Origin of the sequence: Corynebacterium sp. UMB0012 (assembly GCF_030216265.1) — a bacterium.
GTDB lineage: Bacteria > Actinomycetota > Actinomycetes > Mycobacteriales > Mycobacteriaceae > Corynebacterium.
In genome coordinates this window covers 62,541-83,189 of sequence record NZ_JASOKQ010000011.1, presented here as the reverse complement: position 1 = coordinate 83,189, position 20,649 = coordinate 62,541, and the positions used below count along the sequence as shown (strand labels likewise).

Annotated in this window: 20 protein-coding genes; 15 read left to right on the top strand and 5 right to left on the bottom strand. The window is 61.2% G+C overall.

Annotated features, from left to right (window positions below; genetic code table 11):
• Positions 1 to 114: 114 nt before the first annotated feature.
• Positions 115 to 2,328 (bottom strand): NADP-dependent isocitrate dehydrogenase, encoded by a 2,214-nt coding sequence (locus QP324_RS07115; protein ID WP_284815285.1) that lies wholly within the window; start codon positions 2,326 to 2,328, stop codon positions 115 to 117.
• 215 nt (positions 2,329 to 2,543) lie between these two features.
• Here QP324_RS07115 and QP324_RS07110 point away from each other — a divergent pair, with 215 nt between their 5' ends.
• The 7 genes from QP324_RS07110 (at position 2,544) to QP324_RS07080 (ending at position 9,275) form a co-directional block, all read left to right on the top strand.
• A complete protein-coding gene (locus QP324_RS07110) occupies positions 2,544 to 3,797 on the top strand; it encodes an MFS transporter (RefSeq protein ID WP_284788129.1) in 1,254 nt (417 codons plus the stop codon).
• A 21-nt stretch (positions 3,798 to 3,818) separates the two neighbouring features.
• Complete coding sequence (locus tag QP324_RS07105; RefSeq protein ID WP_284815283.1) at positions 3,819 to 4,736, top strand: exodeoxyribonuclease III; 918 nt, start codon at positions 3,819 to 3,821, stop codon at positions 4,734 to 4,736.
• On the top strand, positions 4,736 to 5,719 hold the full coding sequence (locus QP324_RS07100) for a trimeric intracellular cation channel family protein (RefSeq protein WP_284815281.1): 984 nt from the start codon (positions 4,736 to 4,738) through the stop codon (positions 5,717 to 5,719). The genes QP324_RS07105 and QP324_RS07100 overlap by 1 nt, the downstream gene beginning before the upstream one ends.
• Positions 5,720 to 5,770: 51 nt before the next feature.
• On the top strand, positions 5,771 to 5,962 hold the full coding sequence (locus tag QP324_RS07095; RefSeq protein WP_049378073.1) for a hypothetical protein: 192 nt from the start codon (positions 5,771 to 5,773) through the stop codon (positions 5,960 to 5,962).
• A 116-nt stretch (positions 5,963 to 6,078) separates the two neighbouring features.
• Complete coding sequence (gene trpS, locus QP324_RS07090; RefSeq protein ID WP_005322617.1) at positions 6,079 to 7,104, top strand: tryptophan--tRNA ligase; 1,026 nt, start codon at positions 6,079 to 6,081, stop codon at positions 7,102 to 7,104.
• A gap of 102 nt (positions 7,105 to 7,206) precedes the next feature.
• A complete protein-coding gene (locus QP324_RS07085; protein ID WP_284765949.1) occupies positions 7,207 to 8,286 on the top strand; it encodes a YhjD/YihY/BrkB family envelope integrity protein in 1,080 nt (359 codons plus the stop codon).
• A 56-nt stretch (positions 8,287 to 8,342) separates the two neighbouring features.
• Positions 8,343 to 9,275 carry an RDD family protein gene (locus tag QP324_RS07080; RefSeq protein WP_225745909.1) on the top strand — a complete coding sequence of 311 codons (933 nt, stop codon included), beginning with the start codon at positions 8,343 to 8,345 and terminating at the stop codon, positions 9,273 to 9,275.
• On the opposite strand, the gene QP324_RS07075 is transcribed toward QP324_RS07080, so the two are convergent.
• Positions 9,238 to 10,443, bottom strand: coding sequence for a D-alanyl-D-alanine carboxypeptidase family protein (locus tag QP324_RS07075; RefSeq protein ID WP_225745908.1), 1,206 nt, complete (start codon positions 10,441 to 10,443; stop codon positions 9,238 to 9,240). The genes QP324_RS07080 and QP324_RS07075 overlap by 38 nt on opposite strands.
• A gap of 39 nt (positions 10,444 to 10,482) precedes the next feature.
• Here QP324_RS07075 and QP324_RS07070 point away from each other — a divergent pair, with 39 nt between their 5' ends.
• From QP324_RS07070 to QP324_RS07060, 3 genes are read left to right on the top strand one after another with little or no spacing between them, the layout of a single operon-like run.
• Complete coding sequence (locus QP324_RS07070; RefSeq protein WP_225745907.1) at positions 10,483 to 11,373, top strand: adenosine deaminase; 891 nt, start codon at positions 10,483 to 10,485, stop codon at positions 11,371 to 11,373.
• A 21-nt stretch (positions 11,374 to 11,394) separates the two neighbouring features.
• A complete protein-coding gene (locus QP324_RS07065; RefSeq protein ID WP_284815279.1) occupies positions 11,395 to 12,072 on the top strand; it encodes a type 1 glutamine amidotransferase domain-containing protein in 678 nt (225 codons plus the stop codon).
• Positions 12,073 to 13,104, top strand: a complete 1,032-nt coding sequence (locus QP324_RS07060) for an alpha/beta hydrolase (protein ID WP_239278041.1) — start codon at positions 12,073 to 12,075, stop codon at positions 13,102 to 13,104.
• A gap of 329 nt (positions 13,105 to 13,433) precedes the next feature.
• Here the strand turns inward: QP324_RS07060 and QP324_RS07055 are convergent, their stop codons facing one another.
• Genes QP324_RS07055 through QP324_RS07045 form a run of 3 tightly spaced genes read right to left on the bottom strand, consistent with a single transcriptional unit; the run spans position 13,434 to position 15,947 of the window.
• Positions 13,434 to 14,672 carry a hypothetical protein gene (locus QP324_RS07055; protein ID WP_284815277.1) on the bottom strand — a complete coding sequence of 413 codons (1,239 nt, stop codon included), beginning with the start codon at positions 14,670 to 14,672 and terminating at the stop codon, positions 13,434 to 13,436.
• Positions 14,673 to 14,723: 51 nt separating this feature from the next.
• Complete coding sequence (locus QP324_RS07050) at positions 14,724 to 15,668, bottom strand: C40 family peptidase (protein ID WP_284815275.1); 945 nt, start codon at positions 15,666 to 15,668, stop codon at positions 14,724 to 14,726.
• Complete coding sequence (locus tag QP324_RS07045; protein ID WP_225745901.1) at positions 15,669 to 15,947, bottom strand: chemotaxis protein; 279 nt, start codon at positions 15,945 to 15,947, stop codon at positions 15,669 to 15,671.
• 57 nt (positions 15,948 to 16,004) lie between these two features.
• Between QP324_RS07045 and upp the strand changes: the two genes are divergently transcribed.
• The 5 genes from upp to QP324_RS07020 all read left to right on the top strand — a co-directional run bounded on the left by upp (position 16,005) and on the right by QP324_RS07020 (position 20,606).
• Positions 16,005 to 16,640, top strand: a complete 636-nt coding sequence (gene upp / locus QP324_RS07040; RefSeq protein ID WP_049378022.1) for a uracil phosphoribosyltransferase — start codon at positions 16,005 to 16,007, stop codon at positions 16,638 to 16,640.
• Positions 16,641 to 16,687: 47 nt separating this feature from the next.
• Complete coding sequence (locus QP324_RS07035; RefSeq protein WP_239278038.1) at positions 16,688 to 17,062, top strand: helix-turn-helix domain-containing protein; 375 nt, start codon at positions 16,688 to 16,690, stop codon at positions 17,060 to 17,062.
• A 93-nt stretch (positions 17,063 to 17,155) separates the two neighbouring features.
• On the top strand, positions 17,156 to 18,346 hold the full coding sequence (locus QP324_RS07030; protein WP_239278037.1) for an amidohydrolase: 1,191 nt from the start codon (positions 17,156 to 17,158) through the stop codon (positions 18,344 to 18,346).
• A 70-nt stretch (positions 18,347 to 18,416) separates the two neighbouring features.
• Positions 18,417 to 19,844, top strand: a complete 1,428-nt coding sequence (locus tag QP324_RS07025) for an NAD(P)H-quinone dehydrogenase (protein WP_269954139.1) — start codon at positions 18,417 to 18,419, stop codon at positions 19,842 to 19,844.
• A 225-nt stretch (positions 19,845 to 20,069) separates the two neighbouring features.
• The gene (locus QP324_RS07020) at positions 20,070 to 20,606 is read left to right on the top strand and encodes a hypothetical protein (protein WP_284815271.1); all 537 of its coding nucleotides are present in this window, start codon (positions 20,070 to 20,072) and stop codon (positions 20,604 to 20,606) included.
• Positions 20,607 to 20,649 lie beyond the last annotated feature (43 nt).

The window sequence follows — 20,649 nt, the reverse complement described above, 5'->3', positions numbered from 1 at the left end:
GATGCAATATCGAAATCAGACCCTTGAAGCCCTAACCGCCTAGAATTAAACCAGTCCAACTTTCGGGGGCCAGTTCACAATCAACGCTGCGGGGCGGCTTTCGCCTGGGAAGACTTACTTCTTCAGGCCGTCGATGATCTCGTTGAACTGAGCAACTGGACGCATGACGGCAGAGGTCTTCTCGTCATTCGGCCAGTAGTAGCCGCCGAGGTCGGCGGGGTTGCCCTGGGCGTCGACAAGCGCCTGGGCAATCTCGTCTGCTTGGGAGGACAGCTGGGAAGCCACGTCCTTGAACGCAGCGGCGAGGTCGGCATCATCGCTCTGGTTAGCCAGCTCTTCGGCCCAGAAGGTGGCCAGGAAGAAGTGGGAACCGCGGTTGTCGATTTCGCCTGCCTTGCGGGACGGGGACTTGCCCTCATTGAGCAGGCGCTCGGTGGCCTTGTCCAAGGTGGCGGCCAAGACGCCGGCCTTCTCGTTGCCGTTGGTCTGCTTTTCGTGGCGGAAGGACTCTGCCAGGGCTAGGAACTCGCCGAGGGAATCCCAGCGCAGGTGGTTTTCTTCCTCTACCTGCTGGACGTGCTTCGGGGCAGAGCCGCCGGCACCGGTCTCGAAGAGGCCGCCGCCTGCCATGAGCGGAACCACAGACAGCATCTTGGCGGAGGTACCCAGCTCGAGGATGGGGAAGAGGTCCGTGTTGTAGTCACGCAGCACGTTGCCGGTAACGGAGATGGTGTCCTCGCCGCGGCGGATGCGCTCGATGGAGGTCTTGGTAGCGGTGACCGGATCCTCGATGGAGATATCCAGGCCCTCGGTGTCGTGGTCCTTAAGGTACTTCTCCACCAGGGACTTGATATTGCGGTCGTGGCCGCGCTCTGGGTCGAGCCAGAAGATGGTCTTCATGCCGGACAGGCGAGCGCGGTTGACGGCGAGCTTGACCCAGTCCTGGATCGGGGCGTCCTTGGTCTGGCAAGCGCGCCAGATATCGCCTTCCTCTACGTCGTGGGAGATGAGGACCTCGCCCTGGGAGTTGCGGACCTCAACGGTGCCTGCGGCCGGAATCTTGAAGGTCTTATTGTGGGAGCCGTACTCCTCGGCCTTCTGCGCCATGAGGCCCACGTTCGGCACGGTACCCATGGTGGTTGGGTCGAAGGCGCCGTTTTCCTTGCAGTCCTCGATAACGGCCTGGTAGACGCCGGCGTAGGAGGAATCCGGGATGACGGCGAGGGTGTCCTGCTCCTCGTCGTTCTTATTCCACATGTGGCCGGAGGTGCGGATCATGGCGGGCATGGAGGCGTCAATAATGACGTCGGAAGGCACGTGCAGGTTGGTGATGCCCTTGTGGGAGTTGACCATGGCGAGGTCGGGGCCGTCGGAAAGCGCAGCATCGAAAGCAGCCTTGATTTCCTCGCCCTTATCCAGGTTCTTCAGGCCCTCGTAAATAGCGCCCAGGCCGTTCTCGCCATTGAGGCCGGCAGCCAGCAGCTCCTCGCCGTACTTGTCATATACATCGGAGAAGAAGGCGCGGACGACGTGGCCGAAGAGGATGGGGTCAGAGACCTTCATCATGGTGGCCTTCAGGTGGGTGGAGAAGAGCACGCCTTCTTCCTTGGCGCGCTTGACCTGTGCGATGAGGAACTCATCCAGGGCCTTGGCGGACATGAAGGTGCCGTCGATGACCTCACCCTTGAGAACCGGTAGCTCCGGCAGCAGGGTCTGCTCGCCGTCGGCGGTCTTCAGGACGATGGACAGGGTGTCCTCGTTGTCCAGGATGACGGACTTTTCATTGTGGCGGAAGTCGCTGTCTGCCATGGTGGCAACGTTGGTCTTGGAGTCCTTGGACCACTCGCCCATGCGGTGCGGGTGCTTCTTCACAAAGTTCTTCACGGCCTCCGGTGCGCGGCGGTCGGAGTTGCCCTCACGCAGCACTGGGTTAACAGCGGAGCCCTTGACGGAATCGTAGCGGGCGGCGATGTCCTTTTCTTCCTCGGTGGAAGGATTATCCGGGTAATCAGGCAGGTCGTAGCCGGCAGCCTGCAGCTCGGCGATGGCCTTCTTCAGCTGCACCAGGGAAGCGGAAATATTCGGCAGCTTGATGATATTTGCTTCCGGGGTCTTGGCCATCTTGCCCAGCTCTGCCAGGGCGTCTTCGACCTTCTGCTCCTCGGTCAGGCGCTCTGGGAACTGCGCGGCGATGCGGGCGGCCAGAGAAATATCGCGGGTTTCCACGTCGATGCCCGCGGTGGAAGCGAAGGCCTCCACGATGGGCTTGAGGGAGTAGGTCGCCAGCAGCGGCGCCTCATCGGTACGGGTCCACGTAATCTTTGCCATGATTCTCCTATATAACGTTGGAAAATTGTTCAAGTGCCCAGATTACCGATTTTGTGGGCGGCATGTGGGCCAGTTTGCTGATAGTGATCCCCCATTTGCGCCCCTTGAAAAGGGTTGCGTGGTAATCATCACCCATGCGCAGGTGGGGTGGAGATATTCACGACCACCCGCTGCGGGCATGCTACAGCTAAACGTGGGGTGTACCCTCACACTCCATGAAAATCATCGATGAGCAAAGACCGCGCAGCACACACGAACACCGCATTCGCCGCCGTCCGCTGCCGTTGCAAACGGAGATTACCGCCCGCCGCCGTGCCATCGTCATGGTGGCCATGGCCCTGGGTGCGTTTGCCATCGGCACGACGGAGTTCGTGTCCATGGGCCTGCTGCCGCTTATTGCGGATGATTTTGGCATTTCGGAAGAAAACGCCTCCACGCTCATCACCATCTATGCGATGGGCGTGGTGGTCGGTGCCCCGCTGATTGCGGCCTTTACTGGCAAACTGCCGCGCCGCCGCCTGATCTTGCTGCTCATCGGGTTCCTCGTGGTGGGTAACCTGCTCTCGGTTTTGGCACCGAATTACGCGATCCTCATGATTGCGCGCTTCATCGCGGGTATGCCTCACGGCGCTTATTTCTCCGTAGCGAACCTTTCCGCCGCATCCATGGCGCCCCCAGGCGGCCGCGGCAAAGCCATGGCTTATGTGGGCATGGGCCTGGCCATCGCCACGGTCATTGGTGTGCCGGCTGCCCAAGCCCTCGGCTCCGCGCTGGGCTGGCAGGCGGCTTACCTAGTGGTCGTAGCCTTGGGCGTCATTACCGCCATTGCGTTATTCTTCCTGATGCCGCACATGACGGAGATGAAGCAGACCGATATCCGCACCGAATTCGGTGCGTTCAAAAACAGCCAGGTGTGGTTTACCGTCATCATGGGCGTGGTCGGCTTTGGCGGCATGTTCTCCGTCTATACCTATATTTCTTGGACCATGACCGAGGTCGCCGGCATGGACCAGAACCTCATCTGGGTGGTGCTCATGGCCTATGGCATCGGCATGACCATCGGCAATGCCTTCGGCGGCTGGTTGGCGGACCGCAACTTGGAGTTTGGCATTATCTTTGCCTTGGCCTGCCTCATCGTTATCCTGACAGCCTTCTACTTCCTCTCCGGCCATGCCATCCCCGCTACCTTGTGCTTTGGCTGCGTGGCCTTTATGGGCTCCACGCTGGTGCCTTCGCTGCAGCTGCGTTTGGTGCATGTGGCTGGCGACGCCCAGACTTTGGCCGCCGCTCTCAACCAATCCGCGCTGAACATCGCAAACGCGGCCGGTGCGACCATTGGCGGCGCCGTCGTGGGTGCCGGCTTGGGCTACTCTGCCCCGGCGCTGGCGGGTGCCGGCTTGGCGGCTGCGGGTTGCCTGGTGTGGGCTGCGACGATGTGGGATAAAAAGCGCCTTGCTCGCCGCGCCTAAGCGGACCGATATGCTGTTGGCATGACCCTTACCATCGCGAGCGTAAACGTCAATGGAATCCGCGCTGCGTGCAAGCAGCGCAATGAAAATAACCCTGGAATGAATGCCTGGCTAGAGGAGACTCCGGCCGAAATCGTGCTCATGCAGGAGGTGCGCGCAACCCCGGAGCAGGCCGAAAAGGCCTTGGCCCCGGCCCTGGAGTCGGGCTGGCATTTGGCTCTTGCCGACGCCGCCGCAAAGGGCCGCGCCGGCGTGGGTATCTTGTCTCGCACCCCGCTTGCCGACGTCGAAGTGGGCTTCGGCTCCTTTACCGACGCCGGCCGATGGATCGCCGCTACCACCCGCGATATTCGCGTCGCCTCCCTGTACCTGCCTTCCGGCGATACTGGTTCGCCGAAGTTGGATGAAAAGTACCGCTTCTTGGATGAGTTCCAGGAGGTGCTGGCGGAGAACGCGGCGCGCAAGAATTCTGATGGCAGCCCGGCCGATATGGTCATCGGCGGCGACTGGAATATCTGCCACCGCGCCCAGGACCTGAAAAATAATAAGGCCAACGAAAAGAAGGCCGGCCACCTGCCGGAGGAGCGCGCCTTCATGGACCACGTCTTTGGTTCGTTCCCGGATGATGAGCCGCAGGAAAAGAAGAACCTGGGGCAGTGGCAGGGTGTTGTCGAGTACGCGGGCGGCGAGCCGTGGTCCCCGGCCGCGGATCCGCAGTGGTTCGACGTCGCCCGCCGCCTGCACCCAGAAGAAGATGGTCCTTATACCTGGTGGACCTACCGTGGCCAGGCATTTAATAACAACGCTGGGTGGCGCATCGATTACCAGGCGGCCACCCGCCCGATGCTGGAGCGCGCGCAGCGCACCTGGGTGGATAAGGCCCCTACCGTGGAGCAGCGCTGGTCAGACCATTCCCCACTGCTGGTGGAGTACCGCTGATGACGCCACTATTTAGCGTCCTGTATGTAGTTGGTATTACGGCTGAGTCCATGACCGCCGCATTGTCCGCCGGCCGCCAAAAGCTCGACCTTTTTGGCGTCACCATGATCGCCTCCATGACGGCGTTGGGCGGCGGTACGGTGCGCGATATGATCCTCGATGATCCTCCCTTTACCTGGGTTGAGCACCCCATCTATTTGGTGATCGTCATCGTGGCGGCCGTAGTGACGGTGGGCATGTCCTTCCTCATGCACTATTTCCGCCACCTCTTCCTCATCCTGGACGCGCTGGGCCTCGCGGTCTTTTCGGTGCTCGGTACCCAAATCGCGGTCCACCTGGGGCACGGGTTCATTATCGCCTCGGTCTCCGCGGTGATTTCCGGCGTCTTTGGCGGCGTGCTGCGTGACCTGCTTTCGGATCGCATCCCGCTGGTCTTTTCCGGCGAGTTTTACGCCGCGATTTCGGTGCTCGCCGCGGCGCTATTTATGGCGCTGTACCACAGTGGCCTGGCCGAGGAACCGACCGCGATTATCACCGCCTCCGTGTGCTTTATTGCCCGCTTGGCCGCGATCTACTTCAAGAAAGGCCTGCCCGTCTTTGAATATCGCGATGCCGAGCAGCAGATGGACCCGCGACTGCGTTTGTCCGCGCGCATCGTGCGCGATGGCGCCCGCAAGGCCAAGCGCAAGGCGGGTGCGGCCACGCGCTATGCCAGCCCGATCACGCGCCCGCTGACTCGGCCGCTAAGCCGCCCCTTGAGCCGGACGTTTAGGAAAAAGTCTCGAGCGTTCTTTACCGCGACCGAAGGAACGGACTACAGCGATATGTCGAGCAACCGCATCGCGCGCCGGCCGAAGCAGCAGTCGATTACGCGGCCGAGCGGCCGGCACTCGCCAGGGGCACGGGGAGTAAACGTGGAGCAGCAGTGGAGCTTCAATAAGGGGGACGTCGGCAAGCGCAAGGCACCCAAACACAAGCAGTAGTGCTAGTATAGGTAAGTCAAAAAATTCAGTAATCTGCAACGGAGAAAGTTCATGGCTCGCGCAATTATTTCTTTCGTCCTCGGCGCTGTAATCCTCGGCCTGAGCATCTGGTGGTGGACCGTTGTTGGTCCGTCCTTCGCTTTCCTCGGCCCCATCGTGCTGATGGGCGTGGGCGGCGCGCTGATGGTTGCGGGCTTTGCCATCTTTATGGATGTTGTTAGCCCCACCTCCCGCAAGATTTAAGTTCTTGCGCCGCTTCCCCTGCCCTACGGGTAGGGGATTTTTTCGATCCCTCGCTCAGGCGGCGCCGGGGAAGGATGTGAACCGCGCGGCGAGGCTAGGGGGTAGGATAAGGCACCATGACTGCAGACAATTCCACCGTTTCCCGCGTCCTGTCCGGTATCCAACCCACCGCTGATTCCTATCACCTGGGTAATTACCTAGGAGCGCTCAAGCAGTGGATTGACCTGCAGGACGGCTATGACGCCTTCTACTTCATCCCTGACCTGCACGCGATCACCGTGGAGCAAAATCCGGAGGAGCTGCGCAACCGCACCATCGCGGGTGCCGCACAGCTCATTGCCTTGGGCATTGATCCGGAAAAGTCCACGCTCTTCGTGCAGTCGCACGTGCCCGCCCACGCGGAGCTGACCTGGGTACTGCAGTGCCTCACCGGTTTTGGCGAGGCCTCCCGCATGACCCAGTTCAAGGATAAGTCCGCCAAGCAGGGCTCGGATCGCACCTCGGTGGGCCTATTTACCTACCCGATCCTCATGGCCTCCGATATCTTGCTCTACTCGCCGGATTATGTGCCGGTGGGCGAGGATCAGCGCCAGCACCTGGAGCTGACCCGCAACCTGGCCGAGCGCTTCAACAATAAGTACGGCGAGACCTTCAAGGTACCGGAGCCATTCATCCCGGAGGGTGCGGCAAAGATTTATGACCTGCAGGAGCCGACGTCCAAGATGTCCAAGTCTGGCGCTAACCCGAAGGGACTGGTCAACCTGCTCGATGCGCCGAAGACCTCGGCTAAGCGCATCAAGTCCGCCGTGACGGATGACTTGGGCTCGGTGGCCTTCGACCGCGATAACCAGCCGGGTGTGTCCAACCTGCTGGTCATCCAGTCTGCGCTCACCGGTGAATCCATCGATTCCTTGGTGGAAAAGTACGCCGGCCAGGGCTACGGCCACCTCAAGGTCGATACCGCCGACGCGCTGCAGGAATTTACCACTCCGCTCAAGGCGCGCTATGACGAGTTGATGGCGGACCGCGGCGAGCTCGAGCGCATCCTGGCGCAGGGCGCGGAGACGGCGCAAGAGATTGCGCAGCCGCTTGTCGACGCCGTTTATGAAAAGGTCGGCTTCCTTCCCCGCCTGCGCAAGTAGCAAGCGGCCGCTTCCCCCGTGCCCCACCCCACAAAGGGACAAGTGGGGGTTTGCCAGTTACTCTAGGTGGGATAAAAACTGTGCGAGCAAGAAGGGAAGCACGTGCCTACCACCACGCAATCCTCCTCGAAGAAGACGGACCACTACGGCATCGAACGCGCCAATGCCGACGATCCCGGTGCGGTAGATAAGATTCGCTCCAAGTCCGGATTCGTTGACCACCTCATGCGCATGAACGAGCGCTACGGTGCCGAAGGCGGCAACCAGTTTGCCGCCGGCATCACCTATTATTCGGTGCTCTCCATCTTCCCGCTTGCCATGCTGATCGTGGCCACCGTCGCCGCCGTCTTGGCTAACCGCGAGGACCTGCTCAATGATCTGCAATCCCATATCACCAGTTCTATCGATGGCGATATGGGCGATACGGTTAACAAAATCCTCGATACCGCCATTGACCAACGCGGCGCCATGTTCGGTATCGGTGGTTTGACCACCCTGTGGTCCGGCCTGGGATGGATGAATAACCTGCGCATCGGTATCTCGGCGATGTGGGGTATCGATGCCAACGAGGGCGGTTCCTTCTTGAAGAAGAAGTTGTCTGACCTGGTGGGCCTCATTGGCCTTATCGTGGCGTTCCTCATCGCCTTTGGCGTGACCGCTGCCGGGTCCTCCGGCCTTACCCAGAAGATCTTTGAGCGCGTAGGAATCGAGTCCTTCTCGGGCATGGACCTGGTGATTTTCTTTGTCGGCTTGGCTGTGGGCCTTCTGGCCAACTTCATTGTCATGTGGTGGCTGATTATGATCCTGCCGCGCACCAAGGTTCCGAAGAAGTCCGGCCTTATCGGCGCAGCCATCGGTGCCGTCGCTTTCGAGCTGCTTAAGCAGCTGTCTACGGTCATCATGTCCTCTGCTACCGGCAGCCCTGCCGGCGCGGTCTTCGGACCGGTCATCGTGCTCATGGTGGTCATGTACCTAATCTGGCGCGTGGTGTTGTACGTCTCCGCGTGGACCGCCACCACCGCCGAGTCCCTGAAGTACGCTCACCCGCCGGTCCCAGAGCCGGCCGTTATTCGCGTCCGCAACGAGGTCAAGGAAGGCGCGCCTGCAGGTGCGACCTTCGGCGTTGGCGCCGCTGTAGGCGCCGCGGCCGTGGGCGCATGGAGCTTGTTGCGCCGTAAGTAAAATCTCCTCCTTAGGGGTGAGGCCGCCGCTGCCAGTGGGCTTTAAGATGGAGCATTATGAACGCCAATGACATCGCACCGAATCTTTATGAGGAATGGGGACTAGATCGCCGCGATGGCGAGCACGAGCTTTTAGTCTTGTTGGAGTCCAAGGATGTGCTGCTGCAGCAGCAAGGCCAAGACATTGAAGATCCGCGGCGCGCGCAGCTGCGCATCGCTGCCAGCGTCTTAGGCTCTGCTGCAAAGCGGTCCGAATACGATAAGGCGTGCGCGGCGGGAGTGCGCCCCACCTGGGGAGACCTAGGACAGCTGGGTGCGGTAGGGCAGTGGAACCCGCGGCCACAGCAAGCCCAGCAGCAAGCTCAGTCATTCCAGCCCGGTCAGGCGGCCGGGCCGGGGCGTCACGCTCAGCAGGAACCGCGATTTGCGCAGACCGCGAGCCCCTATGGGTCGCCATATTCGCGCAATCCCTTTGCCCCGCAGCACAATCCATTCCCGCCGGCAACGGCGAACGCTGCCGTCCCCGCACCGCTGGTACAGCACCCAGCGCCTGAAATTAGCCAGCGTGCCGGTCAAGATGCGCGCATCGGCATGGCCATTTTGGACCTCATCTTCTTTTCGCTCATTAGCGGCAGCTTCGGCGGCGCGCTGCTGTCCGGCGGCGTGGATGAGCTTTCGACGTTCATTGGCGGCGCTATCATCTTGCTGCTCTACACCTTGGGCACTGAGTGTTGGCTCGGCGCCAGCCCGGCTAAGCTGCTGATGGGCTACACGGTGCGCGATGTCGACACCAAAGAGCGGCTCACCCTCACCCAGTCCGCTAAGCGTCAGTGGTGGCGCCTAGTCAATATCGTGCCGGGCCCCGGTACGTTCGCCAGCTGGGTGGGCGCCGGCGTGCATACCTTCACCATTTCGGAGAAGAATAACCGCCGCGGCACCCACGATGAGTGGGCTAACGCCGAAGTAGTGAAAAAGCACCCACGCACATAGCCAGCAACACTACGGCGCCGGCGATAACCCAGCCGAGCCAGCCCTGCACCCCGTCCAAGGAAGAGTTCGCGGATTGCGCCTGGGCATCGGGCGCCGGCGTTGCCGCAGGGGACGCAGGGGAGTTGGCGTCGGAATGGGCGTCGGCAAGCAAATGCCCTACACCATCCCCGGGATGCACCTTATAGGCCTCGTGCAGCAGTTTCTGAGCCTGCTCCCACGCGCGCGGGCCGTGCTCCACGGTGGTATCGAGCAGCACCGCCTGCAGCCGCCGGCCATGGCGGTCAAGCGCGCCGACGAAGGTATGGTGCGCGTCATCGGTAAAGCCCGTCTTGCCACCAATGCCATCCGGATCATTGAGGAAGAGCCCGTTATCGTTGCCTAATTGGTAACCATCAAGGTCGCCCCAGCCGGGGAACTCCACGGACTCTGTATCCACAATCCGCGCGAAGGTCGGGTTATGGAAGGCCGCGCGGTAAATGCGGGAAATGTCCTCTGCCGAGGTAGACATGCCCGGGGCATCGAGCCCGGAGTAGCTGGCCGCATAAGTGGAATTCGTGCCGATCTCGGCCGCCTTGTCATTGACCTTGCGCAGCGTGGCCTCGTCCCCGCCCAGTTCCTGGGCCAGGGCGTGCGCGGCATCGTTGCCAGAGGCCATGAGCAAGCCCTGCAAAAGCTGTTCCACCGTGTACGTGCCGCCCGGGCCGATGCCTACCGCTGAGCCATCAATCTGTGCCGATTCTTCGCCCACCTCGACCTTCTGGTGCAGATCCAGTTCGTCGATGACCACCAGCGCCAGCAGCGCCTTGATGATGGAGGCCGGCCGGTAGCGGCCGTTAGGGTCCTTCATCGCGATGATTTCGCCGGTATCGATATCGGAGACCATCCACGCCGCAGCCACCACATCCTTATCCACCTTGAACCCTTCGGGCAGGGTGGTGCCGCAGGCCTCATCGCTATCCACCGGCGGCAACGGGGTGGGGGAGGCCTGCCCAGGAGCGAGGCGCTCTGAGGTGGTGGTGGCCTTTTCCGGGCGCTCGGCGTGCGGGCACTTATCGGTATCCGGGGCGGCGGTACGCGTGGTGGTCGGAGTTTCCGGCTCTTCCGCCAGCGCGAGCGGTGCGCCGCTGAGCAGGACGGCAACGAGAGAACTAGCGATAATTCTTTTCATGACATGACACATCTTAGGCCCGTGCCTACGATGGGACGCATGCATGACGCGCCTTTGATTAGCCCTGAAAACAAGGACTCCGCCGCCGACGTGGTGGCCAAGCTGCCTAAGGTCTCCCTCTTTGAGACCATTAACTCCACGGCCGCCACGCCGGAGGAACTTACCGCGACCATCCGCGAGCGCTACGAAGCCTTGGCCGCCGATGGCGTGGTCTACGCGGAATTGCACCTGGATCCAGCAGCGATTGGCCTAGACGCTGCCGCGGTTGTCGAAGCCGCTGGTGCAGCCCGCATTCCTTCCCTCGACTCCCGCCTCGTCCTCGCCGGCACGGCCCCTGAGGCAGTAGTGCCTGACGACGCCCCCGTGGTGGGCTACAACCTGCCCCAGGACCAAGCGGGCACGGCCGCGGACTTCCGCGCCGCATACCTGCCCACCCAGATTCACGTGGGCGAGGACTTCGCAGAAGTAGAGCGCGCCGCCCAGGCCGGCGTGAACCGCCTTATCCACCCGGTGAATATGATCGATGACTTCACTGCGAATATTGAAGGCATCGTGCCGGGTAAGGCCTCTGGCTACATCCGCGACCGTCATATTCCCCTGGTCTTTACCCCACTAGAGGAGGCCGAGGAGCTGACCGACCACCCACTGCCACTGCTGCAACAGCTGGGTTTTACCTGCACCATTTCCTCGGGCGCGACTACCTTGACCAAGCAGTTCCTTGCGCTGAGTGAGACTTTTGGCTACGGGCTGGAGGAATTTTTCGATCTTACCGTCAAAGCGGTGGAGAATTCCTTCGCTGACCAGGAATTACGGCAGCATCTGCTAGAAACGGTTATCTTGCCAGCATACGAGGAACTATCTGATCCGGAGCTTGCTGGCCCGGACACGGAAGGGTCCCTCGCAGATGCTGCAGACGCCGCTGAAGAATAGAAACGATTAAAGGAGAATTACATGCCTTCCGTACTTTTTGTTGTTACCGCTGCTGAGGAATGGACACTGGCCGATGGCACCAAGCGCCCAACCGGCTATTGGGCCGAGGAGCTTATTGCCCCGCACCGCGTCTTCCAGGGCGCAGGCTGGGATATCCACTTCGCGACCCCAGGCGCGAAGGCTCCCGTCGTAGATGAGTACAGCCTAGAGGTACTGCCCGATAACGTGCGCATGGCGCAGGAGAATTACTTGGCGGAGTTGGGCGTGGCGCTAGAGAACCCGCTGAACCTGGCCGATGTCAATGAGGAAGACTATGACCTCATTTTCTACCCAGGCGGCCACGGGCCGATGGAGGATCTTGCCTACGATCAGGATTCTGCCAAGTTGATTCAGGCGCGTATGGATTCCGGCCGCGCGCTCGGCCTCGTTTGCCACGCCCCAGCCGCGCTATTGGCATTGGATAACGAAAATTGGCCGTTCAAAGGCTACAAGATGACCGCCTTTAGCAATGCCGAGGAAGGCGAGGAGATGGTCGCCGCCGCTAAGTGGGCATTGGAGACCCGCCTGCGCGAGCTCGGCGCGGATTACCAGGAGACCGATCCGATGTCCCCGAACGTCATCGTGGATCGCAACCTGTACACCGGCCAGAACCCGGCTTCCTCTGAGCCGCTGGCACAGCGCATTCTGCGCGATTTCTAAATGCGCATCCCGCGAATCCTCAAGGCCGGGACTGCCCTGACAGGAGTGGCCGGGGCCGCGGGCATGGCGGCGTATGCACTCAGCCGCCGGCCGTACCTGCGTGAGGTGGCACCGGGCCTGCGCAGCCCGGTTCTGTACCTGCCGATGCATTTGCTTGCCGACGCCACCTTTGCCCGCGCCAGCCGCTTCTTTGCCAGCATCGATTTCTCCCGTCCGGTGCGGCACGCGGTGGATATTACGGAGTTCTCCGCTTCCTTCGATGGCCACGCCTTTAGCGCCCGCGTGCTTACCCCACGCGGCGATTCCCAGGGCACAGCCACCGCTGGGCCGCGCCCCGTGGTGGTGTGGACGCACGGCGGCGGCCATCTCATCGGCGGCCCGGCCATGTATGACCCGCAGAATGCCCGCATGGCGTCCGAGCTCGGTGCCATCGTGGTGGCCCCGCGCTACCACAAATCCACCCAGGAGCCGTTCCCCGCGGACCATGATGAGTGCTACGCCGCGCTGCGTTGGGTGCAAGAACACGGCGATAAGCTGGGCGGGGATACCTCGCGCATCGCGGTCGCTGGCGATAGCGCCGGCGGCGGCCTCGCCGCGGGTCTGGTGCAGCGTGCCTTTGATGAGGGCCATCCGGTCCGCGCGCTCGGCTTGGTCTATCCCATGCTGGATCACCGCACCACGGATAAGTCCGGTGCGGTGGGCCAATTCATCTGGACGGCGGGCCCGAACCGCGGCGCGTGGTCCATGTACCTGGGAGATGACCACTTGGATGTTGACCTGCCGCCTTATGCTTCGCCAGCCACGCGCAGTGATCTTTCCGGCTTGCCGCCGACGTGGATCGGGGTGGGCGGCATCGACCTCTTCTGCGATGAATCCGTGGCCTTTGCCCAAGCCCTCGACGCAGCCGGCGTGGATACCACCCTCGACGTGTGGGCCGGCGCCTACCACGGCTTCGACCAGATTAAACCCAAGGCGCCACAATCGCGCGAGCTTATCGACGCCCTCATTGACCACCTTCGCCGCCACCTCTAAAGTCACGTACTAAGGGAGCACGAGCGATGAAATACAACACGCACGTGTCGTGGGTCGTAACTTTCGCCAGCGTGATTGTTCTCGGTCTGATTCTGGGCGGAGTCTTTGGAATAGGGACTCTAGGCCGCTCCATTATTGGACTCAGTTTGGGGATAGTGTGGCTGATTTTCGATAAATACATGCGCGACCGGACCCGACGCCAAGAGGAAGAAGCACGCAGCGACTAGACACAAAAGCCGCCCCCTCACCGTCCAGCTGCTGTGCAGTGGGACAATGGCGGGGGCGGCTGATGTGCTACGCGCGGCCGGGGTCGTGCGAACCGTGTGGGTTTAGAACTTAGAGAAGCGCTTGATGAGCATATCCTCCAAGCCCTTCCAAGACTCGGCGTGCTCGTTATATGGCTTGGACGGTACGTAGCCGGCGTGCTCGGTGGAGCCGAGCATGTAGCCCAAGTAGTCCTGCAGGCGCGGGTTGGCCAGCATATAGGAGTTAATGGAATCGTCCCCGGCCCAGTCGGCGGCGTCTGCGCATACCTCATAGCAGCGCGCCATCTGATCGGAATCGACGGCCTCCGGTCCCTTTTCGATATCGCGCACGATGCCGTTGAAGGAATACTGGTTATCCGGGTGGACCTGAACTTCTAGCTCGCCGGCATTAGCAGCGGCGACAACCTCTTCCCAAGTGGATACGCGGGCTAGATCGTGGTCATCGTTGTCTATAATCCAGCGCACGAGGGTCTTCGGGGAATCGAAGGTGAAAATTTCGCCCCACTTGCCCAAGAAGATGGGCTTGCCGTCCAAGTAGGTGCGCAGGGTGTAGACGGACTTGGACTGCGCGGTGATCTTGATGGGATCGATGCCGGCGGCGGCCCACGGGGAGTTATCGTACGGGTCAGCGGCCTCGGCGGCGGCCTTGCGCTTTTCCTCGGCTTCCTTGGCCGCTGCAGCGGAGGCGGCAGCAGCAGAAGAGATGCGCTCCTTGGCATCGGAAACCTTAGCCGCATCAAAGTCATCGCTGGAGACCACGCGGACGTGCTCATCCAGGTCTTCGATGACTTTCTTCCAGTTGCCGGCGATGACGTGGCCCACGCCGGACCACTCGCTCATGCCTTGTTCGCCGGAGTAGTGGTCGGCGCCGCGGGAGACATTGCGCAGGATGGAGTGGGAGGCGAAGAAGATGGTGGTGTGCTCTGCACCGGCGACGTCGGCAAGCGCGGAGGCTATCTCCAGGTTGCGGGCCACCGTGGATACGTTCTGGTGGCTCGGGCGACCAGCCAGCGCTTCCGGCATGCCGATGAGATCATATTCATTCCGCTCAGCCGGGGTAACGCGGTCTGCATCGCGGCCGGCAAACTGGTCCCACTGCGGATGGTCCAGCAAATCGTGCTTGGTGCCAGACTCCACGAAGCACAGCAGCTCGGCGGGTGAGTTAAAGGCTAGGACGGCCTCGTCATCGCCCAAAAAGGCCTGCCACTCGGAGCCATGTTGGCGCCACTTGGGCGCCCAGAGGGTATAAAAATCGCCCTCGGTCAGCGAGAGCTTTACAGGTACAATTGCGCGGATGCTCATGGCGTTTTAGTCTACCCAACGCCCTAAGCAGCGCGCGAGCGCGCACCGGTCTTAGGCCGTAGGCCGCCAAAAGCCTTTGAATTGCATACCCATATTTGTGGTGCGCAGCGGGTTGGTTTGCACCGGATCACCGGCCTCCACGATTTCGCCATTGCCGGAATACATTGCCACGTGCCCATCCCATACCACCAGGTCACCGGGCTGCAATTGATCCGCACTGACCTGCTGACCAACCGCCTGCTGGTCCGCCGTGCGCGGCAAGTCCACCCCGGCTTGCGAATACGCCCATTGGGTAAGGCCCGAGCAATCAAAGCCACCGTTTCCGGTGCCGCCCCACACGTAGGGCTGTCCCACTTGGCTCTTCGCCGCGGCGACCGCGGCCTGCCCGGCGGCCGAACCACCCTCGGCAGAAGGCTCAGGTGCGGGCGGGGGAGAAGGCGCGTCGTGTGCGGCAGCATCGGCGCCGGCACCAGCGCCCGCCGCGGATTGTTCTGGAAGAGCGGCGGAGTGCTGGGCACCGGTGGGGCTTAAGGGGGCGTCGGCAAGCGCGGAGTGCACCGGCCGCTGCGCTACCGGCTGCAAGGACTGAGCGGCCGCGCTGAGATCACCCATCAAGCGCTGCACGCGGGCAGTGGCCATGCCCAAGTGCTGGGAGATAAGCGCGCGAAGCTGAGCCAGAGCGGCGGCACGCGCCGATGGATCCAGCGACAGGAAACCCAGCGCGGTAGGCAGGGCCTGGCGCACCAGCTGCGTGGCGATGCCCACCAGATCCCGGATGGTACCCGCTACCAAGGTGCGGGCCTGGCTGAGCGCGGCAGAGATGGTTGCATTATCGAGATCGATATTTTTCGCCGATTCGAGTAGGGGAGCGGGATTGCCGTGGGCGATGGCGGCCAAAGGCTCGGCGGCGGAGAGATCCGGCACGCGAGGAAGCTCAACCTCCGGAAGTTGTGCCGGTTGCATGGTGGCAATCTGCTTGAGCGCGGTATCGAGCATCTACATCGCCGCCCCAAGGTGCTGGCCTAGCGAGGCATCGGTGTCTTCTGCCTCGCGCGACATCTGGAAACCGGAGTGGGCAACCTGCCCCATATCGTTGCGCAGCACGCTCATGCGCGCGCCCACATTATCGAGCGCGGCATGCACGGCCTCATTGAAAGCTGTGAATGCGGAATCTTCAGGCAAAATTGGATGGGGCGGATTCTCCACTTGGGACTGGGCGTGCAGGTCGCGGGCGAGGTGGCGGGCATAGTCAGTATCGATCGTGAAAGGTCTCATGCCCTATTGGACTGCCCGATGGCCCATTTGGTTCCCAAAAAGTTTAAAGTGGTGGTCATGGACATCCACGTAGTAGACCACCCGCTTGCCGCCTCCCGCCTTACCCTCATGCGCGATGCGCGCAGCGATAACTCCGCTTTCCGCGCCGCCCTGAAAGACTTGGGCGCCATGCTTGTCTATGAAGCATCCCGCGACCTTGCCGTGGAGAACTTCGACTGCGCCACCCCGGTTTCTACCGCACAGGGAACCCGCCTGCAGGACCCGCCCATCATCGTGCCGATCATCCGCGCCGGGCTGGGCATGGTGGACCCGGCCCTGTCTATGATTCCGGATGCGCAGGTCGGCTTCATTGGCATGGCCCGCAACGAAGAGACGCACGAGCCGGTGCCGTACCTGGAGGCATTGCCGGAGGACCTGACCGGCCGTACGGTGTTCGTGGTGGATCCAATGCTGGCCACCGGTGGTTCCCTGCTGCACGCATTGCGCCTGCTCGCTGGCCGCGGCGCCACCGATATCACCGCCATCTGCATGGTCTCGGCGCAGCCGGGTGTGGATGCGCTGGCTGAATCCGATCTGCCGGTGCGCCTAGTCACCGCCGCTATCGATCCTTCGCTCAACGAGGATGCTTATATCGTTCCGGGCTTGGGCGATGCCGGCGACCGCCTCTACGGTCCGCGCAATATCGACCTTTAAGGTAATCTTCTCCCTGGAAAGGCGACCGCACTTTCCAGGGGGAGAATATGAGTTTCATTCATCTAATGTGGTCGAGCTACGGCCACGGATTTTCGCAACAATTGCGGCGGGTGCGACAGCGTCGGGGGATTTCGCAGCAGGCGCTGGCGGAGATTTCTGGGGTCTCTCGCAGCCAAATTTCCAATCTGGAGCGCAACGAGAATGGCGTGCACGCCATGGCCGATCCGCAGCTGTCTACGGTATATAAGCTGGCCTTGGCCCTAGAAATCCCGCCAGCGGTGTTGCTGCCGGCTGGTGGGGACGTGGTGGAAGGGCATTTGACCGATTCCGCGGTGGCCGTTGCCGAGGACGTCGCGCCCTTCCCACAAGGCTATGTGGACCGGCGTCGGTTTGCCGCCACGTGGAACGGCGCCCTGAACTAGCGCACCCCGCATCACCACCTGAGTTACTGAACCGCATGGTCTAGTTGTAGACTTTGCACCCAGACGTATTTCAACGACAGGGAAGGCACGCGGATGATCTCGGAATTCATCAACGAGTGGTTCAATGCCCACCGTGCGGAGGTCATCGCGTGGCGGCGCCATATCCACCGCCACCCGGAAACCGCGAACCACGAGGTGGAAACCACCAATTTCCTGGCCACTGTCTTGCAGGACTATGGCTTGCAGCCACAGCGCTTTCCACAGACCGGCCTTATGGTAGATATCGGGCCTGATACGGAGCTAGGCCGGCTGGCCTTCCGCGCCGATATCGACGCCTTGCCAGTCACGGAGGTCACTGGCTTGGAATATACCTCCGAAGTTCCCGGAAAGATGCATGCCTGCGGCCACGACGTGCACACCACCGTGGCGCTCGGTCTGGCTTGCGCATTGGCGGATTTCCAACGCGTCCACGATCTTCCGCTGGGCATTCGCGTCATCTTCCAACCGGCCGAAGAGGTCTGGGTCGGCGGTGCGACCGACGTTATTGAATGGGGCGCGCTGGAAGGTGTGCATTCCATTTTTGCCATCCACGCCGAGCCCAAGCTGCGCGTGGGGCGCATCGGTATCCGTGCCGGGGCGATCACTTCTGCTACCGACGTGGTGGAGCTCAATATCAAGGGCCCAGGCGGACATACTTCCCGCCCGCACCTTTCCGCCGACGTCATCTACGCCTTGGGCAAGGTCATCACCGAGCTACCCGCGCTGCTCTCGCGCCGGGTTGACCCGCGCACCGGCACCGTTTTGGTCTTTGGCCAGGTGAATTCGGGCTACGCGCCCAATGCCATTCCGGAGACCGGCAGCCTGACCGGCACCATGCGCACGGCCGATATTGGCATCTGGCGCGATATGCAAAGCCTCTTTACCGAGCTGGTGGAACAGATCCTCGCGCCGGTTGGCGTTGAGCATGAGCTGACCTACAACCGCGGTGTTCCGCCAGTGCTTAACGACGACGTCGCAACCGCCCTGCTTGCCTCCGCCGCCCAATCCATCGACCCGCAGGCCGTCGTGCAAGCCCCGCAGTCCTCCGGTGGCGAAGACTTTTCTTGGTACCTGGAAAAGGTCCCTGGTTCCATGGCGCGGCTGGGCTGCTGGTCCGGCGAAGGCGAGCAGCATGACCTGCACATGGGCGATCTTATCGTCGACGAGAGGGCCATCGGCGTGGGCATCAAACTCTTTGGCGCCGTGGTTGAGCAGTTCATAGGCGAGAATGCGGAGACAGACTAACGCGCTTTAAGGTCCTACACGTTAGACTCGTAAGCGACTTTTAAAGTGGAGCCGATAAAGGAGCATGTGCGTGTTGAACCAGACCAAGCGAATCGTCATCATCGGCGGCGGCCCAGCCGGCTATGAGGCAGCGTTGGCAGGTGCTAAATATGGTGCAGAAATCACCATTATTGAAGACCAAGGCATGGGTGGCAACAGCGTTATCTTGGACTGTGTTCCTTCCAAGTCCTTCATCGCTGGTGCCAATATTAAAACCGACCTGCGCCGTGCCGAGGATATGAAGCTCAACGAAGGCATTGGCCAAGCCGACCTATCCCTAACCGCGCTGAATAAGCGTGTGCAGGACCTAGCAAGCAAGCAGTCCTCCGATATCCGTGCCACCGTGGAATCCCTAGGCGCCCGCGTTATTGACGGCCGCGGCTACTTCCCAGAGGATCAGGAAGCCGATGCCTTTGGCGGCCACAAGGTCACCGCGGTATTCAACGAGGACGGCCACGAGGAAACCATTAACGCAGATCTTGTCTTGGTAGCCACCGGCGCCACCCCTCGCATTCTCCCCGGCGCTCAGCCGGATGGCGAGCGCATCCTTACCTGGCAGCAGGTCTACAACCTCACTGAGCTGCCGGAGCACCTCATCGTCGTCGGTTCCGGCGTCACCGGTGCCGAGTTCGTCTCCGCCTTTGCAGAGCTGGGTGTGAAGGTCACTATGGTTGCCTCCCGCGACCGTATTTTGCCGCATGACGACGCCGATGCGGCCGACGTCCTCGAGACCGTGCTGAGCGAGCGCGGCGTGGAACTGGAAAAGAACTGCCGCGTGGAAACCGTCAACCGCACCGAGGATGGCAACGTCCTGGTCACCACGCAGGACGGCCGCGAAATCACCGGCTCCCATGTCATCATGTCTATCGGCTCCATCCCGAATACCCAGGACTTGAAGCTGGAGAACGTGGGCGTGGAAACCGCCAAGTCCGGCCACATTCAGGTCGACCGCGTCTCCCGCACCAATATTGCCGGCATCTACGCCGCTGGCGACTGCTCTGACCTCTTCCCATTGGCGTCCGTCGCCGCAATGCAGGGCCGCGTAGCCATGTACCACGCACTGGGTGAGGGCGTTTCCCCGCTGCGCCTGAAGACCGTGGCCAACGCCGTCTTCACCCGTCCGGAAATCGCCGCCGTCGGTTTCACCCAGGCAGAAATCGAGGCCGGTGAGGTCGCCGCCCGCACCATCACCATGCCGCTCAATACCAACCCGCGAGCCAAGATGCGTTCCCTGCAGCACGGCTTTGTCAAGCTCTTCTGCCGCGCCACCTCTGGCCGCGTTATCGGTGGCGTCATCGTTGCGCCGACCGCCTCCGAGCTCATTCTGCCCATTGCCATGGCCGTGACGAACCAGCTCACCGTGAACCAGCTGGCCGATTCCTTCGCCGTATACCCGTCCCTGTCGGGCACCATCACCGAGGCTGCACGACGCCTCGTTGCCCACGACGATTTGGAGTAAAGCTTCCTTTGCGTTTTGAGGACGCCTTTCCCAAGTGGCATTAGCCTCCTTAGCTCAGAGAACCTTGAGTCATTCTTGAGCTAAGGAGGTTTAATTCTGGGCACTGACTGCCCATTGCGCTTCGCCGAAAGGTTCTGTGTCGCCGCAAACTCGATGCGGACATTCATCCCAGTTGCGTTGCTGTAACGCGTTCTGTTGGCAATAGCGAGGTGTTATGGTCAGGTCATGACAGGCAAGCCTAGCGCGTCCGAGGGCATCGGTATTGCAGAGCTAGATCTTTCAAAGATCGAAGAATATTTGGCTCCGCGTCTTGATAGTTTCACTGCCTCGGACAACCGTTACTTTCACGAAGGAACCTGGAAAGAACCCCAGTTCACGGTTGTTGCTATTGTGCGTCATGAATTAGCCATCGATACTGTCATAGCCGTCGAGGTTGATTTCGAGGCTGGGTTGGCTTTTGCTGGGTATGAAGTGGTGGGGGCTGGTATGCGATACCGCGATGACTTGAGTGAGTTTGTCTTGTATAACGCAGTCGCTTCACATCTTTGGGCAGACCAGTTAGCAGGAGATTATCCAATCGGACAAATCGACTTCACGACTCCTGATAAAATTACTTGGCCGACTCTTGAAAAACACGAGGTCTATCTCCATACGTTGGAAGAATTACTCGAGTACAGCCAACAAGCCAAGAACAGTGATGATTTTTGGCTGAATGCTGACTTCATTGAAAATTTGAAGACTCGAGGAAATCTTGCGGAGTAAAGGAACCTCGCGAAAGCGCCGATCTTTTTACTGCTAACTAAGA